The organism is Pedobacter sp. ASV28 (genome assembly GCF_016428855.1).
GTDB lineage: Bacteria > Bacteroidota > Bacteroidia > Sphingobacteriales > Sphingobacteriaceae > Pedobacter.
The window spans coordinates 1-17,052 of sequence record NZ_JAELTN010000036.1; the positions used below are offsets into that span (position 1 = coordinate 1).

Genomic DNA, 17,052 nt, shown 5'->3' on the forward strand with positions numbered 1-17,052 from the left:
CCCCCCCCCCCCCCCCCCCCCCCCCCCCCCCCCCCCCCCCCCCCCCCACCACCCCCCCCCCCCCCCCCCCACACCTACACTCTGGCTCGATCGTCGGCAGCGTCAGATGTGTATAAGAGACAGTCTATCACCTTATTCTTGTTGTCTAAAGTGGAATATCTGTAGGTGCCTTTTCGAAGATTGCTATAACTCGGCTTCAGTTTGTTGCTGCTCCCACAGGCAACCAATAACATTACAGATAGAAGGCCTACAACGTTGACTATATTTTTCATTTCATTTTAGTTTAAAGAGAAAAAAGGTCTTTCCCATTCCAGGGCCACACAGTCCAAGGTCGCTTCTTTTATAGATGGCATTGAAGGTTTCACCCAAGGGCCTGCCATTGCAGTTTTGAACGGTATTTCCAACACCGTAGTAATAGACATCAGCTTCGAGCAGATACTCTTTTTCAGGTATGAGCTCTTCATCCATGTAAAGTATCCATATGATCTGCCCCGGTCGTGCATCGGGAAGGATACTCGACGCCAGAAGATTATTAACGGTCTTGAAGAGATACTTCTCATTGTAGCCAATGATATCAAAGAGTTCGACGTTAATTATGCCATTATCGTCCCGGCTAAGTTTTGCCCTATAAGACTTGTTTTTCCCCCTTTGAAATTCAAATATGCTTTCGGTTTTTTCTGAAAGTTTAAGTTCTTCAACTACGTTCTTGATCATTTTTCTCATGATGGTTAATTTAGACGGTTGATTGGCAAGCGTATAAACGGACGAAGCAAGATAGCGGAAGGATAGTTAAAAAGGGAGCGGAAAACTAGGGTAACTTCTACTTATAAATATCAAAAATTTTCTGAATAAATAAAAGGGTAAAAAAACGGTAATTTTATGTGCTAATCACCTATGCCCTAAACACCATCCAGTTTGAACTGGAGGACAAACGAATGCTGTTCAGGTCCTGGAAATTTGGCGTATCGACAAAGCGCAGCAGCTCGCCCAAACTGATTGGCGTTATGCTTAAAACAAAGTTTTTTATAGACACTACAGTTACCCTTTCGCCAAAATATTCTATGAGGAAAGTCAACATAATTTCTATTTCGTGCGTAACTATATGGGCAAGAAACTCGAAGACCAAGGTAAAGCGGTCGTGTGATTTTTCCTTATAAGAAATAAGCTTGTAGGAAATGATCACTTCGTTTACCAATATCCAACAGGCATTTTTGTTGGCCACCAGCAAATTGAAATTGTAGAGGTGGCAGCCCTGTTTTGCAAAAAGCTTTGTATAAAAATAAACCTGCTGGTTGTTGTCGATATGGATCATGGATGGGTTATTTGTTCAGCACAAATGACCGCCAACAAGGGGCAAGGGAGTAGAAGCAAAATGCTTATATACAATCGTATCGTTAGTTTCTAGCTAAAACTGTTTGATAAGCTGGATAATGGCAACTACAACCGAAACAATGCCCACCATACTGGTAATGAGCGTAACCATTGGTGGAAAGCTCATATTGAACTGTTCAATCTTATCCCTAAAGCTGCTGTTCCGTTTGCTGAGGAAAACCTTGCCCTCGTCAGTTAGTTTGAATACATCGGCATTGGTGTCAACAAAGTCCAGGTAGCGTTGCTTAGCCAGTTCCAGGAGCTGTAGCTTAAGTTGGCTATCCATCATGGCATTTCCAACGGTGCCATGTTCTAAAAAGGTAATGAGGTGGGTGGGCAGCGCTTCATAATACGTATGCCTTTTTTTGTCCCAAAAATACTGGAGCAGCTTTTCTTGATGTTTGGTCATGGTAAAGTTAATTTAGTGGTGCGTATTCGTTGGGCCTTACATGGCCCTTTTTTAAATTACGGTTAAAACACCAAATCTGCAAGATCAGTGCTAGGATCAGTACCTGATCAGCATGATGATATAGGCGAAAAGCCCCAACTTGGTACGCAATATCTTTAGCGCATTGGCCACCTGTTTTTTAACGGTGGTTTCTGCAATCTCCAACTCTTCGGCAATTTCCCTATGGCTCATATTGTACCTACGGCTCATGATGAAGATCTCCCGCATTTTTGCAGGCAACTGGTCAACGGCCAGTTCAATTCTCTTGGTCAACTGGTGTTCGCGTATCAAATAATCGGTAGGGGAACTATCTATATTGACCACCTCGTTCAGTGTACCCAGATAGGTGCTTTCCGATTTTTTCTTGCCTATGTAATTGATTACACGGTTACGGATAGACACATATAGATAAGATGAAAGGCTTTCGTTCACCTGTAAATGTCGTCGGTTGTTCCAAATGGTTGCAAAAAGTTCCTGAACAATATCCTTGGCCTCATCACGGTTGTTAAGCTTGTTATAGGCATGAATAATCAGCACACCTTTGAAACGATTGTACATTTCTGTAAAGGCCGCATGGCTATCGTCCTGCAAGAGCAAGAGTAGTTCACGATCTGAAAGGGTACCATAAGACTTCATGTTGGGTTCAACGAATGGTATCAATTGAACATCACTAAGTTAAAAAAATGTTTGCTTAATGTCAAGGAATTATTACGATGTGATCATGAAGCTATACCATAGCCCTACAGGGATACTCTTATTATATTACCTTATACCAAGGGCAACCATTGCTTGGCATAATGATTGGATATAAGTGTCTTTATATCAGAGATATGTCTTTTCATATCATAAAAAAGGGACTTGCTATAATAAAGTTTGATCGACTGCTCATTAATGCCGACTATTTGTATAACACTTAACGTTGTAAAACACTTTAACGCTAATCATATATTTATGTCACATTCAGAAACATCACATTTGGAGCAATTGGTTACCCGGCATGTATTGACAAAGGTTGACCACGCTCGTTTCAATGAAAACAATTACCTGACCGCACAGGAACGGATCAGGAATGAACGCATTAAGTTGGAAAGCCAGTTGAGTGAGCTATTGTGCAGTTCACAGGACGATATGATCATTAAGCGAAAGATACGGCACGGCCATATCCGCTTGATACAGCTTTCCAACCAGGTGTACGATGCCATTAAAAAAGCCAGCAGGGACGAACAGTATCTGTTGGCAAAAATGGCACTGGAAAACATCAATGAACTGATGCAGCACGCTGAAGCATTGGCCGCCAATTATATTGATCCCGATATCCCACTGAGCCGGTACATTGTAGATGATTGGGGAAATGAACTGTTTGCTGATTATGCGGCAGTAGAGCAGACTTTGAAAAAAGAAGAAGTGGACAGCTCATTGATCCAGTCCCTGAGTGCATTCTTTAGTAAGCTGGTAGAACCTACAGAGGAAATGTTTGAAAAACAGTTCAGGTATGCCGAAAAATTATTGAGAGGACTTCATAAGATGATAGAAAGGGAGCCCAGGGAAGAATGGACCTTTAAGCTTTGGCACTTGATGGTATACCTCAACTTCAACAAAAAAGATATACTGGCCTACAGTTTTGCCAAGGTGAAAAAAATGGGACAGCTCAACGAGCCTTACCTTATTGTGCAAGAAAAACTGTTGACCTTTCTAAAGGATGTACGGCAGATAGAAGAAAACCCGACTTTCATGTACCTGGCCGACCGCATTTCGCTGAAGGCTTATACCATTGAGCAATTGGAAGAAGAACTCTCTTGGCTGCAGCAGCACCGCAACAACCTGCTCACCGAAATTGCCAATTCGGATGACAACTATTTCATTGTAGACCTTACCGTGCGCAAATTAAACCTTTGGGCGCAGATCAATGTAGAGTTGGGCACCATACCCTACCACCCCACTAACCATGTAGTGAAGGTAATGGCCAATTACATCCGTACCCTGAAACCCGGCCCGATCAGCTATGGTAGTGCAAGAAAAAAACTCGATCCCTACGATCCCACTACCGTAAAGGGGCTACATCTTTGGCTGAGCAACCAGATAGAACACCTGGAAAAGAGGTACAGCGAACAATTGCATTATGTGCATGGATAGTTATCTCTAATAGCATTATAACTGCACAGGCTTTGTCTCTTGCTATTTGTGCTGTTTGTGGTGAATTTGAATAGGGATAAACGATGCAACCATCTCGATGGAGCGATCAGATAGTGCCGTTGTGAAGTGGCTTGCTTCACAACGGTTTTTTTATGCCCCTAACTTTCGCTTATGGATAAAAAGAGGTTGTTATTTTCAGCTTCCTGTATCTATAATTTTCTCTAAATACTGTTCACACGCTCCAATTTCGATGGGTCCAGGGTTTGTCACTTGACAGGCATGGGTATTCATGACGACCTTTGGTAAAGGTAAATGGATGGGCTTTTCTTTCGGATGGGAGCGAGCGTAAATTTTGACCGTTGAGGGGAGTGCAAAAGCACCCCCCGTTGACGGTCAGCGTTGAGAAAACTAATGTATAAACTAAAACAGAATTTTAAACAGTTAATAAACCAAACTTTTAAATCATGCAGCCACAACCGCTACAATACGCAAAAAGAAATTGGGGCAACAATCAACAAATATTGGTCTTGTTAGCCTCACTACTTATCATGATGTGGATATTCACGGTTGGTAATAAACTTATTGAATTTCCAAAGTTCAGGATACAGATGCTTGCCCAACCATTGCCACAATGGATAAATCAAATACTCGTTTACCTACTCTTGCCCATAGAATTACTTTGTGTCCCCCTGCTGTATTTTAACAGGACAAGGTTTTTAGGCTTTATGCTCTCGTTCTTGCTCATGCTTTCGTTTACCATTTATATTGCCTGGATGCTGGCCTTTCACGAACACCTGCCCTGTGCCTGTGGCGGCCCTATTCCAAAATGGGGATGGGGGCAGCATCTTGCATTTAATATCATCTTTACATTGATCGCATTTATTGGACTATGGACTACTTATAAATCAACCAGGGCAAGGGAGCATACAAATTGAGCGTACGTATCCTCCCGCCTTGGTACCCTTATACTGGAAAAACTAAAATCACATCATAATTCACTTAAACAAAAAAAAGAAAATGAAAAAACTATTCAAATTCTTACCTATGCTTGCTATAGTAGCAGGCTTGGGCCTTAGCCTTAGCGCATTTACCAGCGCCAAACCAACACATCAACAAACCAATGTGAGGACAACCCCTCTATTTTGGTATCCGGTTGACATCACTGGAGAGATTAGCGGCCCTGCCTTCAATGCCGGGGGTTCGGCAATGGAACTGGCTGATGCTATATTGTCTAATCCACAATTATGCGATAACAGTCAACCTGAGGTTTGTTATGTAGGTGAGGCGACCAATAACTATGAGCAAACCAGTACCACACCATCTGCTCCAACTGCAGACAACCGACTTACAAAAAGCAACTAACCTGCTACTACAGGAAACAATTTGTTTCCTGTAGTATTTTTTTCTACCTACCTTTTGTCCCGAATAACCAGCACATCTATTTTATGTTCTTTGTAGATAAGATCAAGGTCATACTTCTTCAAAGCGGATTTTAGCTTTTCAAGATTTAGATCTTCATTCCATACTTCAGCCGTAACTTCAAAATCAATATTAAAATTCCCAAATTTTTCTATAAGGCCAGTACCATCAAAAAAAGGCAACAAAAGTGTTTTTTCGATCAACCTTTGCAATTTTGACTGCCAAATTTTGTAAGGTTTGTTGATGAAGTACCGTGTGTCATTAATGTCTCCTGAAGAGCGGAGACCGTAAGCCAGCAGATTGTCTTTCTGATCTTCCCCGCTACTTAGTAGCTTATTCCTTTTGCTTGTCCTTACCAATGTAAGGCAGTTGACCTTTCTCTTTTCAACTGCGCTTTCATGGTTGAAGTACCTGTCCAGATCTTGCTTCATTAGGTCGTAGGCTACTCCCTCTCTTTCTTTGGGCAATATTAAGTGGTACAGATAGGAATTGTTGTTGAACCATTGTGGTCTCTCGCTAGTGTTGACCAGCGGAAAATAACGCAGGCTATCCACTGTTTCTACGATAACCCTTCCTGGACTGGAGTAATACTCCGTTTTAAGTGCATTATAAGCGTATTCGTACAGGTAAGTGAGTTTTGCACATTTAATTTTTATCTCAAAAGAATTTTGGTTTCCTGAAGGAAAAAACTGATCGTCAATACACCTGGAGACGTAAGAGGCATACTTTATGCCCGAAGCAAAACTGCTGTCGAATAGTGACTTTTGATTGATAATTTTATTAGGCTTTTGGGGAAGGAGTGTTCCTGAACCACTAAGAAAGTCATTTAAGGATTGATCGGTGGTATATTCACCACTTATTCTTTGCCGTAATACCATATTGTTGTCAATCCATACATGAAAAGGCACTCCCCAAAAAGGAAACATTTTCCAAAGTGTATTGGTGGTATCACCAATCATAGGGACATTTGGGCGATATACTTTTTTATACTTGCCAAAAAACTTATTGGTTTCATCGCTGGTATTTAGGTTTACAAGAATGAACTGAACTTTGTCTTTAAATAACTCCTGCAGACTATCCACCTTCGGAAATGAGGTGAGGCAGGAGTAACAATTAAAGCCCCAAAAGTCGAGTACGATCAGTTTTCCTTTAAAATCTGATAACCTGAGTGTTGTTGTGGTGTAGTTCAGCACCTGGTTGAAAACAAGATCCGGCACTTTTTCGCCGACCTTTATTTCTTGTGAGAAGCATACAAATGATGGGGCGAGGGATAAAGCAAGAATACTTAATACTACACGGGCTTTTTTCATAATGTTTTATAGAGATTAATATCCTGGGTTTTGTACAAGAAAGGTATTGATGAGAAGTTCACTCTGAGGTAGGGGGTACCATACGGCAGTTGATTTCCAGTTTGGGTGCTTTGCCATGGAAAGTATGTCATTGGCCCTGTCAGTTCTTTTAAGATCAAACCACCGGTGTCCCCATTCTGCAAACATTTCTGTCTGTCTTTCCTTTTCAATGGCCAGAAAAATGGAGCTTTTATCATTTGCCGTCGTATTCCCCAATCCGGCCCTTGTTCTGATGGTGTTCAGGTCATCCTTTGCGCCGTTGAAATTATTTTGTTCATTCCTGGCCTCGGCTCTTATTAGATACTGCTCTGCCAACCTAAATACAATTTCGTATTCGTTTATGGGTGTATTCGTCCTTAGTTTATATTTAAATGGATAGTAATAGACCTGCCCCGTTACGGTATTGCTTGATAGCCAACTGCCCTTTCGGTTGTCACCTGTTTCGAAACGGTTTAAAAGGTCATTGGTGATGATATATGGCGGCCTTACCGTGGTAGAAGAAGGGATGAAGGTTGCACCTTCAGCGGTATTGGCACCTTCAGATAAAATTTGCCATATGGTCTCGTTGCTCGACGCCTGGAAAACCGTGGCTAAGGAAGCTAAGCTGTATGCCCCAGAAGTGATGGTTGCTGTGGCCTCGATCTCGGCATTGTTCCAGTCCTTGAGGTAAAGATAAACTCTGGCAAGTAAAGCTGTAGCCGTCCATCGGTTAGGTCTGGATCGTAAGGAGGCAGGATAATTGGATTTTAAAAGCTCCTTTGCTTCTTTTAGATCTGTTGTGATTTGCTTATATATCGTGTTGATGGGGGTACGGGGAACAGTTGCGTTATCCTGATAGTTGGTGGAAAGGATCAGGGGAACGTCACCAAACAGGTTGACCAATTGGAAATAATAAAAGGACCGCAGAAATTTAGCCTCTCCCAATAATTGTTTCTTTACCGTATCTGTCAACGCATTACTGCTGGTCAATCCTTCAATAATGGAATTGATCTTATATATGCTCTGATATGCTGGCCGCCAAAAACTGCCACCGATTATTCCGGTGGTAGGCAGGATAGCATTTAATAGAAACGGATCTGTATTCGCATTGGAGGCGGAGTTGAAAAATTCATCTGCAGAAAGCCCCGGATAGAGTGAGATGGCCCCGTTCGCCAACGACAGTGAAGATGAGCGCATTTGATAATATACTCCATTTATCGCTGCTGTTGCAGTCTTGTTATCCTGAAATATGGCTGATGTGGCGATAAGGTCTGGCGAAGGTGCTATGTCGACAAACTTTTCACATTTAATGGAGGCAATACCCAAGAGGTAAAGAATAGGAAGCAAATAGATTGACTTTATAACTTGTCTATCTTTCATGTTAATATGGTTTAGAATTGAAGCTGAATACCAATAGCGATGGTTTTTAAAGGGGGTAATATTAAAGGGTTCTGATTTTCTGGATCTGCCCCTATGTAATGGGTAATGGTAAACAGGTTTTGGGCAGTCATGAAAAATTTGGCTGCATGGAGCTGAAGTTTTTTCAGTACTGAATTGTTTAGCACATACGAAATGGAGATATTCTTTAATCGAATGTAGGAAGCGTCTGAATATACACCATCTGAAGAGCCCAATAGAGAGGCCGCGGCAAGATAGGCCGAGGTGTTGCCCTTGGCTGTAAATCTTTGTACACTTGAAATATCCCCTGGGTTTTGCCAGCGTTGTAATACGACAACGGGCTGATTGTTGTACTTGTAGCCTGGTACAGATGTTGTTTGGTTGGCCAAATAGTTTTGGCCCATCTGTTTTTTAAACTCGAACAAGAAGGATATGTTAAAGCCCATGAAGGTAAACTCGTTACTAAGTCCTCCATAATAGCTTGGATCTGTATTCACCACCGATATGCGGTCTGTAGCATTGTATGTTCCATTTCTATCTACATCAGTAAACTGATATTCCCCGTTGGTTGGATCAACGCCCAAATATTGATATACTCTTCGACTACTGACTGATTGGCCAATGATATAGGTATTGGCATAGGTGGATGTTGACAGGCCTGGGAAAGCAAGTAGTTTGTTTCTGGAACGGGTAACATTTAGGGCACTTGTCCAACTGAAGTTTTTGCTAATGATATTCTTGGTATTCAGTTCAATTTCAAGTCCTCTGTTTTCTATTTCGGCATTAAGATTTTGCAGTACCGAGGCAAAGCCAGTTTGAATGGGAAGGCTATAGTTCACCAGTTGGTTGGTGCTCTTGTTTTTAAATGCGGATAAGGAGATTAAAACACGATCGCTAAGAACGCCTAATTCAATTCCGATTTCTATTTTCTTATTTTTTTCCCAGGCATAATCTGGATTGAATAATGAAGTTGGGTTTAGGCTGCTTACCCCCTGATACAGTTGGGAACTGGCCGTCCAGGTATCAAGATATTTATAGTTGCCAATCTGATCGTTCCCCGTAATGCCATAACTGGCCCTCATTTTACCATAACTTACCAATGGTATAAAGTCCTTGATCAAGCGCTCATTTGAAAAAATCCATCCGGCGCCTATCGCTCCGAAATTGGAAAAGCGTTTGCCGGGACCAAACCTGCTCGAACCATCTCTCCTGCCTGTCAAATTTAACAGGTATGTGCTTTTGAGGCTATAGCCAACCCTTCCAAAAATAGCATTATAACGATATTGGTTATAGTTGTTTACCGTAGATATTTGGCCCGCACCCGAAATGGAGTTCAACAGGATGTCACTCGAATAATTTGTACCTGTGCTGGAAGAGTTATCACTTTTGTTTTCTTGAAATGTACTGCCAAAAAGAATATTCACTTTTCCAAAATCAAACAATCTATTGTACTCTAGTTGCGGTTCAATGATCCAACTCCTTTGTGTACCATTTGAGAATGAAGCAAAGGGAAGTTGGTTACTTGCCGGATCAAAGGAAGTGCTGGGATTTATTCTTTTCTCATTGGTCAGCACAAGGTTATATCCAAAACTTGATTTTAGGTACATGCCGGGAAATAACCTGTACCCTAACTGCATGTTGCTGGATAGATTATCAAATTTGCCCTTGTAGGTTCTCTTTAGGTAGGCCATTGGATTTACAAGTCCCAATGAGGTATAGGAATAATTGCCCTCTTTCCAGTTCAGGTTGCCCAAGCTATCATAAAGATTGGCCATGGGAGGCAATCTTAGGGCATTGGACAGGTCTGTTGACAACATATCGCTGAAATTTGAGGTATAGAATGCGGATAACCCAATAGTGAATTTTTTATCTTCTGTACTATGGTTAAGATTAATGTTTAGCGATGCTCTACGGTCAGAGAAATCACCGGGAAATACAGTATTTTCTTTGCGATAACCAGCGCCAATAAGGAATTGTGTATGGGGTGTTCCACCCGTTACGGACAGGCTTGCATTTGTAGCAAGGGCAGTTCCTCCCACAAGCAGTTTTCTGAAATCTGTTGAACGTGTGGTGTCCCATGTCAATAGATCGGCGGATAAGTCGGTTAGCGGATTGCCGGGATTGGGGTTAAGACCGTCATTTTTGAATGCTTCCCTGCGCATTTCCAGATATTGTGTTGTATTTAGCATATCCATAGTCCGTGTTACACTACTTAAACTATTATAGGTATTCAGCGTGACCTGGGTTTTGCCCTGCTTCCCTTTCTTGGTAGTGATCAATATGACACCGTTGGCCCCACGGCTTCCATAAATGGCGGTCGCATCAGCATCTTTTAATATTTCGATACTTTCTATATCCGAAGGGTTCAATAGATTTAAGGGACTTAATCCATAGAACGATGCTTGGTTTAGTTGGTTTATTTTTTCGTTTGCAGGCGCAAATGGAACGCCATCTATAACATAGAAAGGTTCCGTTCCCTGTAGCAACGAGTTTTTTCCTCTGATCTGGACATTTACGTAAGCACCAGGAATACCACTGGTCTGAGTAATCACCATGCCTGGTACGCGACCTTGTAAAGCGGTGATCGGGTTTCCTATCGGCTGTTTATTGATCTCTTCGGCAGTGACCTTGCTGATATTTCCTGTGTTAAGCCGTTTGGTAGTTGTTCCATAGGCCATCACTACCACTTCGTCCAGATTGTTTACCGTTTCGTTAAGGCTTATTAAAATTTCTTCCTTATTGGCTTTGATGGCCTGCATTCCAAAGCCAACATAACTCACTTCAAGATAATTCCCTTCATTAGTCTTTAAAACAAATGATCCATCAACTCCCGTAAAGGTAGTATTGGTCGTTCCCTTGATCTTTACGGTTGCTCCACTTAAGGGCATATTATCTTTTATAGAGACCACTTTGCCTTTAACGGTAATCAGTGTGTCGCTTGGTAAAGTTGGGTTTTGACTTTTTGGCTGTACCAATATAGCATGCGCTTCGATCTTATAGATCAATGGCTGATCTTTAAAAACTATTGTCAATACTTCTTTAAGACTGGCATTTTTAAGGTCGATGGTGACCGTACCGGCTTTGTCAACCAGGCTTTTTACATAGAACACACGGTAGCTGCTCTGTTGCTCTATTTGCTGGAAGACCGTACTGAGCGATGCCTTCTTCAGTGAAATGGTGAACCTGTTCCCATCATCTTGGCCAAGGAGTGGCAACCAGCCCAATAATATACCGAGTAGGGGAAGTAGCAGTTTTTTCTTTGGGCAATAGCTTGCCCGTCCCTTGCGGGATGCAGTTTCTTTACGTGTCATGTTTGCAGTTAAATTGTGGACCACCCACCTTTAATGGATCGCCCTGTGGCTAATCTTCTTTTTGGGTTTTTCAGTAGGGCCGTATATACAGCGTTCGTTCCTTCAGTTTGAAATGGGCTACGCCCGTTTGCTCCAACATCGCCAACAGTTTTTCCAACGTCACGCTCCTGCCGATCTCTCCATTGTATAGCTCTTGCTGCTGCTTATAGCTTTCATCATACACGATCTTTACATCATACCACCTCGATAGCTCTTCCATCATTTCCCATATCGGCATATTATGGAAGATAAACTTGTCCTTTCGCCAGGCCGTAGCTGCCGCAATATCGCCCATGCCGACCTTGATGCCAGTGGCCAGTGCATCGGCCACCTGACCGGGTTTGATAATGGCCGTTGCGCCGTTACTGCTCACCTTTACCGATCCTTCCAACAACGTGGTACTGATCTTTTCCATACCATAACCTTTCACGTTGAATACCGTACCCAATACTTCTACCTTGCTACCTCCGTTGGTCAATACCATGAATGGATGTTGTGCATCTTTGCTGACTTCAAAAAATCCTTCGCCATCCAGTTCTACTACCCGCTCCTTGCCTGTAAAACGGTTCGGAAACTTCAATGTCGAAGCGGCATTCAGCCACACCCTTGAACCATCGGGAAGTACCATATTATATTTGCCCGCATTGGGCGTGATCAGTTGTTGTTCTACAATGGCACTGCCCGCATCTGTACGGTAACTTAGCCTGCCAGCTTCCTGAACGATCTGTAGATCGCCATAGACAAAGGAAGTATCGCCGTTTTCTTTTAGTTCAAGCCGACTGCCATCGCCCGTGATCAGTATGGCCCTATCGCTTGCGGGCAGTATCTCTTTGATACTATCTGTTTGGGCAAGGCTCTTTGGTATTTCTTTATGGTTAGTCCTCGGGATCACGAAGATCCCTACGGCCATCAGGATAGCTGCGGCTACGGCCACCAGCAAGCGCTTTCTTCTTCTTGCCTTTGCCGCCCTGCGGTGTACTCTGTTCAGTGCGCTATGGCTGTCTACCTGTCTTAGTTCTTCCAGCACACCTTCTTCATCGTTCAGTATTCTTTCGTACACCCATCTGTTTTCCTGATTGGCATTCAGCCAATCATTGATCAGTGCATCATCTGCTTCCGTTGCAATGCCCTGCATTTTCCTTGCAAGGGCATCGGCCAGTTTTAATGTCTTCATCGTTGTTTGCTTTCCTGGGTTGGCTTTGCCCCGTCGGGCAGTGATGGATAGGTTTACTTCTATGAAGTACCGATAGTGACCAAAATCTCTACTGGTTTTGAAAGTTTTTTTTGTTTTTTTTCTTGCAGCGCTGGCCGAAGATTTTCAGCCTATGGCACTACATATTTAAAAAACATGGACATGAGGACTGTAGTGTTTAGTTGCCTGCCCAATGATCTTGAACTGCTCGATATGCTATTGGATTACTTTGTTTCCAAACATTGGTTGCTCAAAAGGGAAGGTACGGATACACGATACGAAGTGACCCTAATGGGTGAAATTGGTTTTGAAGGCATAGGCATAGACCTGTCCTGTTTTTCCGAAAGGAATTATGCAGATCATTAGTGGAGATGGAAGAAACTATAGAAAGCCACACCGGAAAGCATCTTCCTTAACAGCGAAAGCCCCTTCGCTTTGTGGTTGTAGACCGTACTTTCGGTAATGCCAAGTTCCTGGGCAATTTCCGATGTGCTCTTATTGTCCATAAAGGACATGCGGATCACCTTGCCACATTTATCGGGCAGTTCATCCAGTGCCTGCATCACCTGTCTGTAGATTTCCCTGTATAATTGTTCATTATCTATCTCCTCACTGGCTTCGAGTGCGGCTGCTTCCAATGGCTGTAATGGTGCCGTGCGGCCAAGGTGCTTATAACAGGTCTTGCGTACGGCAGCATATAGGAAATTACGCCAGTCGATAATGGGGGGCTTTAATGGATTGCGTTGTAGCACGGTCATGAACACATCTTCAACCAGGTCTTCGGCAATATGCGCATCCCTTACTATGCCTTTGGCATAACTGCAAAGGGCAGCGTGATAGCTTAGGAAAATATGGTCAAATTCGCTTTGCCGCATGAATATCAGTTTTTGTAAAACTGGATAGGGTCAAGACCCTAAAGATAAGGGTTTTCACATTTAAGTGTTTTGACCTATAGATTACATTAAGCTCGTAAGCTTTTTACATCTTTGCAGGGAGAGCGTTAATTTAGATGGCGGGATGCGGACTTTTACAGTTTGCGTCCCGTTTCTTTTTTGATAGCCTTTTATAACTTATGCTAATTTTGGTTTTCGTGACCCAAAGTCAGGCCATACACATTGCCCATAGTCTTCTTGTTGATAGCTTTCCCGAAATTTCCCATAGGCGCATCCGCTTTCTTTTCGTAGAGGGGAGCCAATTTGATTTTTATATGGCCACCGCCAAGACCCTCTTCGGTTATCGCATTGAAGTCGAAAGTGAAATTCTACAGTTTTCGGAGGAAGCCTTTAGCGCTTGCCTGGCCCATGAATACGCACACATTACCCTGGACGGAAAAAGTTCGTTCCCGAAGAGGTTAATGTGGTTCCTGGGATGGGTACAAGAGGACATGGAAGAAGAACGACAGGCCGATCTTTTGATTGTACAGAAAGGTTTGGGAAAAAGTCTGATGGCATTCCATCGTCAACACGATAAGAAATATGAAGCCTTCAACAAAAAGGAAGGGCTTTCCAAAAAAGAGATCAGAAAATTATTGAAGAAGAAAGCTGGATGACTATAAGTTGCAGGTCGTTTCTTTTTCTAATGCCATACAAATAGTTCTTCCATAAAGGGAATGCCTACTGCTTTGAATATGTTGGTCGCAGGAATTAAGTCGTTTGAGCCATCTTCCTGGGATATAAAATGGCAATACACTTTCAGCATTTCTATATCCTCCCTTTTTTTATGGTGTGCAAAATGAAATTCCTTCATCGTATATAACCCCTTTTTATCCTCAAACTCAAACTTGTGTCCAATAAACTCTTGGTAATAAATGATAAACGCTTCCTTTTTATCCGCTCTGATCAACGAGTGAATGTGATTGATCTTTTTAAGCTCCGCCTCATTGAAATCACTGATAAGATCGGGAAACTCAAATATACTGGCGTGGGCTACAAGGTAGGCGGATCGTTCCATATAGGTCATTTTAAGCTGCTCACTGGTAATACGCCCTTCCTTATGTTCGGTCTCCAGCTCTTCCAGTATGATTGAGCTTCTTTCTTTAATGCTATCCATTACGATCCTTGATTGGTGTCGTTCGGCAAATGTGTCAACATTGTGCTCGATGCCTGCAAAGATATCCTCCATCTGGTCAAGGTCAACACTTACTTCTTCTGTTAAAGATTTCCTGGTAATAGCGTCCTGATGGTACACATAGTTTACAGGATTTCCTTGGTAGTTTTCCTGGAGCATAATAAATCCGCACACAATATTGAACAGTTCGATATAGGCATATAAGATCTTTCTATTTTTATCCGAACGAATGATGATCAGGTGCGATATTTCATTGTCAGATGGCTTGCGCATCAATTGGGAACTATTACAGTAACGTATATTTTCAATGCCTTCGTCCAACTGGTCAACAGCATTGATCATTGCTTTGATAGAGGTCCTGTCAAGTCCGCAATGGCAATAATATTCAACAATGATTTTATTGAGGGCAAGCCTTAGACTAGGCGTAAGCAATATTCCTATGGATGTTTTTAAAGGGCCGGAAAGAGTTTGCGTTTTGATCACTTCAAATTTCCCTTCTAGCGCTTTTGCCCCGAACATCCTTATACTTTTCTTCGCAATTGCCTTATAGGTTTCGATATGGTCGGGGCCCGTGATACTGAGCGCTATTTTGCCGTCCTCTGTTTTGGTTATTTCTACTCCTTGAGGAATGGCTTTGATTGTCCCTGTGCTATTGCTCCGTATATAAGCTGCATCATTGTCGGCCTGAAGCTTTAGATGCTCTACATTTCCAATCTTTAAGACATGCAGCACGACCTTAAAGGTTTCCCTGAAGGTCGGATCAAGTTTCCGTCCGAATTTATTGTTACATTTTGAACAGATCAATTCCCTGGAATGTAGCCTTCCGTTGATACATTGGGGAATGATATGCTCGTCCGAACCATCAAGTTCATTACTACAAAAGATACATTGCATATTCATTGAATGAGTTTACCTGTCTTGTAATTTAGAAAAAAAAACTTAGATGCTGTTTTGTTTTGATAACTATAGGTCTTTACAGTTGTTATTTATTTAATAATCCTTAACACTTTTATTTTTTTTCCTAGATGGATTGATGGTAAGGGTAGGACGTAGAAAGATGAAGTCCGCACGAACAGGGATGGTTGCTTTTTATATAGAAATGTATGGCCGTTCCCTTCGGGCGGGCTTTACGTTTCAATTCCTCACTCCACTGCGTTCCATTGCGGGATTTCCACTGCAATCCCTAACGGATGAACCTCGCTTGCTTTTTTTTTCTTCACTTGTCTTCCGGCAAGATAGCACTCCCTATTTTTTTAGTTGGGCATTGACTGATTGCAAAAGTTCGGAAAAGGCCTGTTGGAGCGGCCAATAGACTACGGCATAAACACGCCCATAATTTTTATTGGGTAGGGGTATGGGCTTCCCCCAAACACAGGCCCACATTTATTCCGTTTCCTCTTGGCCTGTATTGGCCTTTTCCGAAGATGGTTTCCATCATTCATTTTTTCAACTAAAAAAAGAACATCATGGAAACTTCATTCAACAATGACATCGTTAACACCGTATCGGAAATCGAACTCGTTTACAGACCTAAGATAAGGGCATCCCTGCGGCCAACGGTTATCTCTTCACAGTCGGTCTACGATATTTTAATGGCTTCCTGGAACCCCGATCAGATTGAATTGCTCGAACAGTTCAAGGTGGTATTGCTCAATCGCAGGAACAAGGTATTGGGGATCATTGATCACTCGACAGGTGGAATTTCCGGCACCGTATGTGATCTCCGTTTGATTTTTGCCGCCGCATTGAAGGCAAATGCCTGTGCTATTATCATTGCACATAACCACCCCTCTGGAATTGTACAACCTAGTGAGGGCGATAAGAAGATGACTGAAAAGATCAAACAGGCTGGCGAACTGCTTGGTGTCAAATTGCTGGATCATGTGATCGTCTCGGTAGATCACTATTATTCCTTCGCTGATAATGGGCTGCTCTAGCCCTTTTTTTTGCCCAGGCTTGTATCTTGTCCTTTGCTGGTTCTGCGCTTCCATGCTTCGTACAATGTGGGCAGACAATTTCCACAGGGACGGTAGCCTTCATGCCATGCTTCCTCTTCATCTATAAAGAATACACGATGCTCCACCTTCATGCGCTTGCCCATCTTGCAGTTAAGTAGCCCGTAGGTCTTTTTCTTTCGGTAACCGCCTAGGGTGATCTTGCCCTTTCTGATAAGGGAGGCCACCACCCTGCTTCTTTCCTGCGGGCTATTGCCCAATGCCATATGTTCCATCATGACCAATACTAAAAAATATAAACGTTCTCTGGAACCCGAAACTTGCTGGAACATTTTCTCTGCCACCTTCAACTGCTAGGGAAAGGGTAAAAAGTGCAGCCAAGTTATGTCGT

General features: G+C 42.5%; 17 protein-coding genes. 6 read left to right on the forward strand and 11 right to left on the reverse strand.

The features are described 5' to 3' along the window. Nucleotides 1-273: 273 nt before the first annotated feature. The 4 genes from JHD79_RS13810 to JHD79_RS13825 form a co-directional block, all read right to left on the reverse strand. Nucleotides 274-723 (reverse strand): hypothetical protein, encoded by a 450-nt coding sequence (locus JHD79_RS13810; RefSeq protein ID WP_199119890.1) that lies wholly within the window; start codon nt 721-723, stop codon nt 274-276. A gap of 169 nt (nt 724-892) precedes the next feature. Then, the gene (locus tag JHD79_RS13815; RefSeq protein WP_199119891.1) at nt 893-1,312 is read right to left on the reverse strand and encodes a hypothetical protein; all 420 of its coding nucleotides are present in this window, start codon (nt 1,310-1,312) and stop codon (nt 893-895) included. Between the two features lie 93 nt (nt 1,313-1,405). Continuing rightward, on the reverse strand, nt 1,406-1,780 hold the full coding sequence (locus JHD79_RS13820) for a hypothetical protein (protein WP_199119892.1): 375 nt from the start codon (nt 1,778-1,780) through the stop codon (nt 1,406-1,408). A gap of 96 nt (nt 1,781-1,876) precedes the next feature. Continuing rightward, a complete protein-coding gene (locus JHD79_RS13825; protein WP_199119893.1) occupies nt 1,877-2,479 on the reverse strand; it encodes an RNA polymerase sigma-70 factor in 603 nt (200 codons plus the stop codon). Nucleotides 2,480-2,770: 291 nt separating this feature from the next. On the opposite strand from JHD79_RS13825, the gene JHD79_RS13830 reads away from it, so the two are divergent. From JHD79_RS13830 to JHD79_RS13840, 3 genes are all read left to right on the forward strand, one after another. Beyond that, nucleotides 2,771-3,952: a hypothetical protein gene (locus tag JHD79_RS13830; RefSeq protein WP_199119894.1), complete on the forward strand. Its 1,182-nt coding sequence runs from the start codon at nt 2,771-2,773 to the stop codon at nt 3,950-3,952. A 464-nt stretch (nt 3,953-4,416) separates the two neighbouring features. Further along, entirely contained in the window at nt 4,417-4,887 is a 471-nt protein-coding gene (locus tag JHD79_RS13835; protein WP_199119895.1) for a MauE/DoxX family redox-associated membrane protein, read from the forward strand. An 82-nt stretch (nt 4,888-4,969) separates the two neighbouring features. Beyond that, nucleotides 4,970-5,314: a hypothetical protein gene (locus tag JHD79_RS13840; protein ID WP_199119896.1), complete on the forward strand. Its 345-nt coding sequence runs from the start codon at nt 4,970-4,972 to the stop codon at nt 5,312-5,314. 47 nt (nt 5,315-5,361) lie between these two features. Here the strand turns inward: JHD79_RS13840 and JHD79_RS13845 are convergent, their stop codons facing one another. The 4 genes from JHD79_RS13845 to JHD79_RS13860 form a co-directional block, all read right to left on the reverse strand. Then, nucleotides 5,362-6,681 (reverse strand): TlpA disulfide reductase family protein, encoded by a 1,320-nt coding sequence (locus JHD79_RS13845; RefSeq protein ID WP_199119897.1) that lies wholly within the window; start codon nt 6,679-6,681, stop codon nt 5,362-5,364. 15 nt (nt 6,682-6,696) lie between these two features. After that, nucleotides 6,697-8,079 carry a RagB/SusD family nutrient uptake outer membrane protein gene (locus tag JHD79_RS13850; RefSeq protein WP_199119898.1) on the reverse strand — a complete coding sequence of 461 codons (1,383 nt, stop codon included), beginning with the start codon at nt 8,077-8,079 and terminating at the stop codon, nt 6,697-6,699. Between the two features lie 11 nt (nt 8,080-8,090). Continuing rightward, nucleotides 8,091-11,408 (reverse strand): SusC/RagA family TonB-linked outer membrane protein, encoded by a 3,318-nt coding sequence (locus tag JHD79_RS13855; protein WP_199119899.1) that lies wholly within the window; start codon nt 11,406-11,408, stop codon nt 8,091-8,093. 70 nt (nt 11,409-11,478) lie between these two features. After that, nucleotides 11,479-12,621, reverse strand: a complete 1,143-nt coding sequence (locus tag JHD79_RS13860) for a FecR family protein (protein ID WP_199119900.1) — start codon at nt 12,619-12,621, stop codon at nt 11,479-11,481. A 174-nt stretch (nt 12,622-12,795) separates the two neighbouring features. On the opposite strand from JHD79_RS13860, the gene JHD79_RS13865 reads away from it, so the two are divergent. Then, nucleotides 12,796-13,005 carry a hypothetical protein gene (locus tag JHD79_RS13865; RefSeq protein ID WP_199119901.1) on the forward strand — a complete coding sequence of 70 codons (210 nt, stop codon included), beginning with the start codon at nt 12,796-12,798 and terminating at the stop codon, nt 13,003-13,005. Here JHD79_RS13865 and JHD79_RS13870 read toward each other — a convergent pair. After that, nucleotides 13,002-13,514 (reverse strand): RNA polymerase sigma factor, encoded by a 513-nt coding sequence (locus JHD79_RS13870; protein WP_199119902.1) that lies wholly within the window; start codon nt 13,512-13,514, stop codon nt 13,002-13,004. The genes JHD79_RS13865 and JHD79_RS13870 overlap by 4 nt on opposite strands. A 215-nt stretch (nt 13,515-13,729) precedes the next feature. Here JHD79_RS13870 and JHD79_RS13875 point away from each other — a divergent pair, with 215 nt between their 5' ends. Beyond that, a complete protein-coding gene (locus tag JHD79_RS13875) occupies nt 13,730-14,188 on the forward strand; it encodes a hypothetical protein (RefSeq protein ID WP_199119903.1) in 459 nt (152 codons plus the stop codon). 26 nt (nt 14,189-14,214) lie between these two features. Here the strand turns inward: JHD79_RS13875 and JHD79_RS13880 are convergent, their stop codons facing one another. Beyond that, complete coding sequence (locus JHD79_RS13880; protein ID WP_199119904.1) at nt 14,215-15,606, reverse strand: HNH endonuclease; 1,392 nt, start codon at nt 15,604-15,606, stop codon at nt 14,215-14,217. Nucleotides 15,607-16,172: 566 nt separating this feature from the next. Between JHD79_RS13880 and JHD79_RS13885 the strand changes: the two genes are divergently transcribed. Continuing rightward, a complete protein-coding gene (locus tag JHD79_RS13885) occupies nt 16,173-16,643 on the forward strand; it encodes a JAB domain-containing protein (protein ID WP_199119905.1) in 471 nt (156 codons plus the stop codon). Here the strand turns inward: JHD79_RS13885 and JHD79_RS22995 are convergent. After that, the gene (locus JHD79_RS22995) at nt 16,640-17,005 is read right to left on the reverse strand and encodes a metal-binding protein (RefSeq protein ID WP_370583337.1); all 366 of its coding nucleotides are present in this window, start codon (nt 17,003-17,005) and stop codon (nt 16,640-16,642) included. The two genes, JHD79_RS13885 and JHD79_RS22995, sit on opposite strands and share 4 nt — an antisense overlap. Nucleotides 17,006-17,052: the final 47 nt, after the last annotated feature.

What these genes read in the sequence shown, in the direction of transcription:
- JHD79_RS13855 (WP_199119899.1), bottom strand. Translation starts at nt 11,408, where the DNA reads ATGACACGTAAAGAAACTGCATCCCGCAAGGGACGGGCAAGCTATTGC.
- JHD79_RS13860 (WP_199119900.1), bottom strand. Translation starts at nt 12,621, where the DNA reads ATGAAGACATTAAAACTGGCCGATGCCCTTGCAAGGAAAATGCAGGGC.
- JHD79_RS13840 (WP_199119896.1), top strand. Translation starts at nt 4,970, where the DNA reads ATGAAAAAACTATTCAAATTCTTACCTATGCTTGCTATAGTAGCAGGC.
- JHD79_RS13880 (WP_199119904.1), bottom strand. Translation starts at nt 15,606, where the DNA reads ATGAATATGCAATGTATCTTTTGTAGTAATGAACTTGATGGTTCGGAC.
- JHD79_RS13830 (WP_199119894.1), top strand. Translation starts at nt 2,771, where the DNA reads ATGTCACATTCAGAAACATCACATTTGGAGCAATTGGTTACCCGGCAT.
- JHD79_RS13850 (WP_199119898.1), bottom strand. Translation starts at nt 8,079, where the DNA reads ATGAAAGATAGACAAGTTATAAAGTCAATCTATTTGCTTCCTATTCTT.
- JHD79_RS13835 (WP_199119895.1), top strand. Translation starts at nt 4,417, where the DNA reads ATGCAGCCACAACCGCTACAATACGCAAAAAGAAATTGGGGCAACAAT.
- JHD79_RS13815 (WP_199119891.1), bottom strand. Translation starts at nt 1,312, where the DNA reads ATGATCCATATCGACAACAACCAGCAGGTTTATTTTTATACAAAGCTT.
- JHD79_RS13865 (WP_199119901.1), top strand. Translation starts at nt 12,796, where the DNA reads ATGGACATGAGGACTGTAGTGTTTAGTTGCCTGCCCAATGATCTTGAA.
- JHD79_RS13870 (WP_199119902.1), bottom strand. Translation starts at nt 13,514, where the DNA reads ATGCGGCAAAGCGAATTTGACCATATTTTCCTAAGCTATCACGCTGCC.
- JHD79_RS13885 (WP_199119905.1), top strand. Translation starts at nt 16,173, where the DNA reads ATGGAAACTTCATTCAACAATGACATCGTTAACACCGTATCGGAAATC.
- JHD79_RS13820 (WP_199119892.1), bottom strand. Translation starts at nt 1,780, where the DNA reads ATGACCAAACATCAAGAAAAGCTGCTCCAGTATTTTTGGGACAAAAAA.
- JHD79_RS13845 (WP_199119897.1), bottom strand. Translation starts at nt 6,681, where the DNA reads ATGAAAAAAGCCCGTGTAGTATTAAGTATTCTTGCTTTATCCCTCGCC.
- JHD79_RS13810 (WP_199119890.1), bottom strand. Translation starts at nt 723, where the DNA reads ATGAGAAAAATGATCAAGAACGTAGTTGAAGAACTTAAACTTTCAGAA.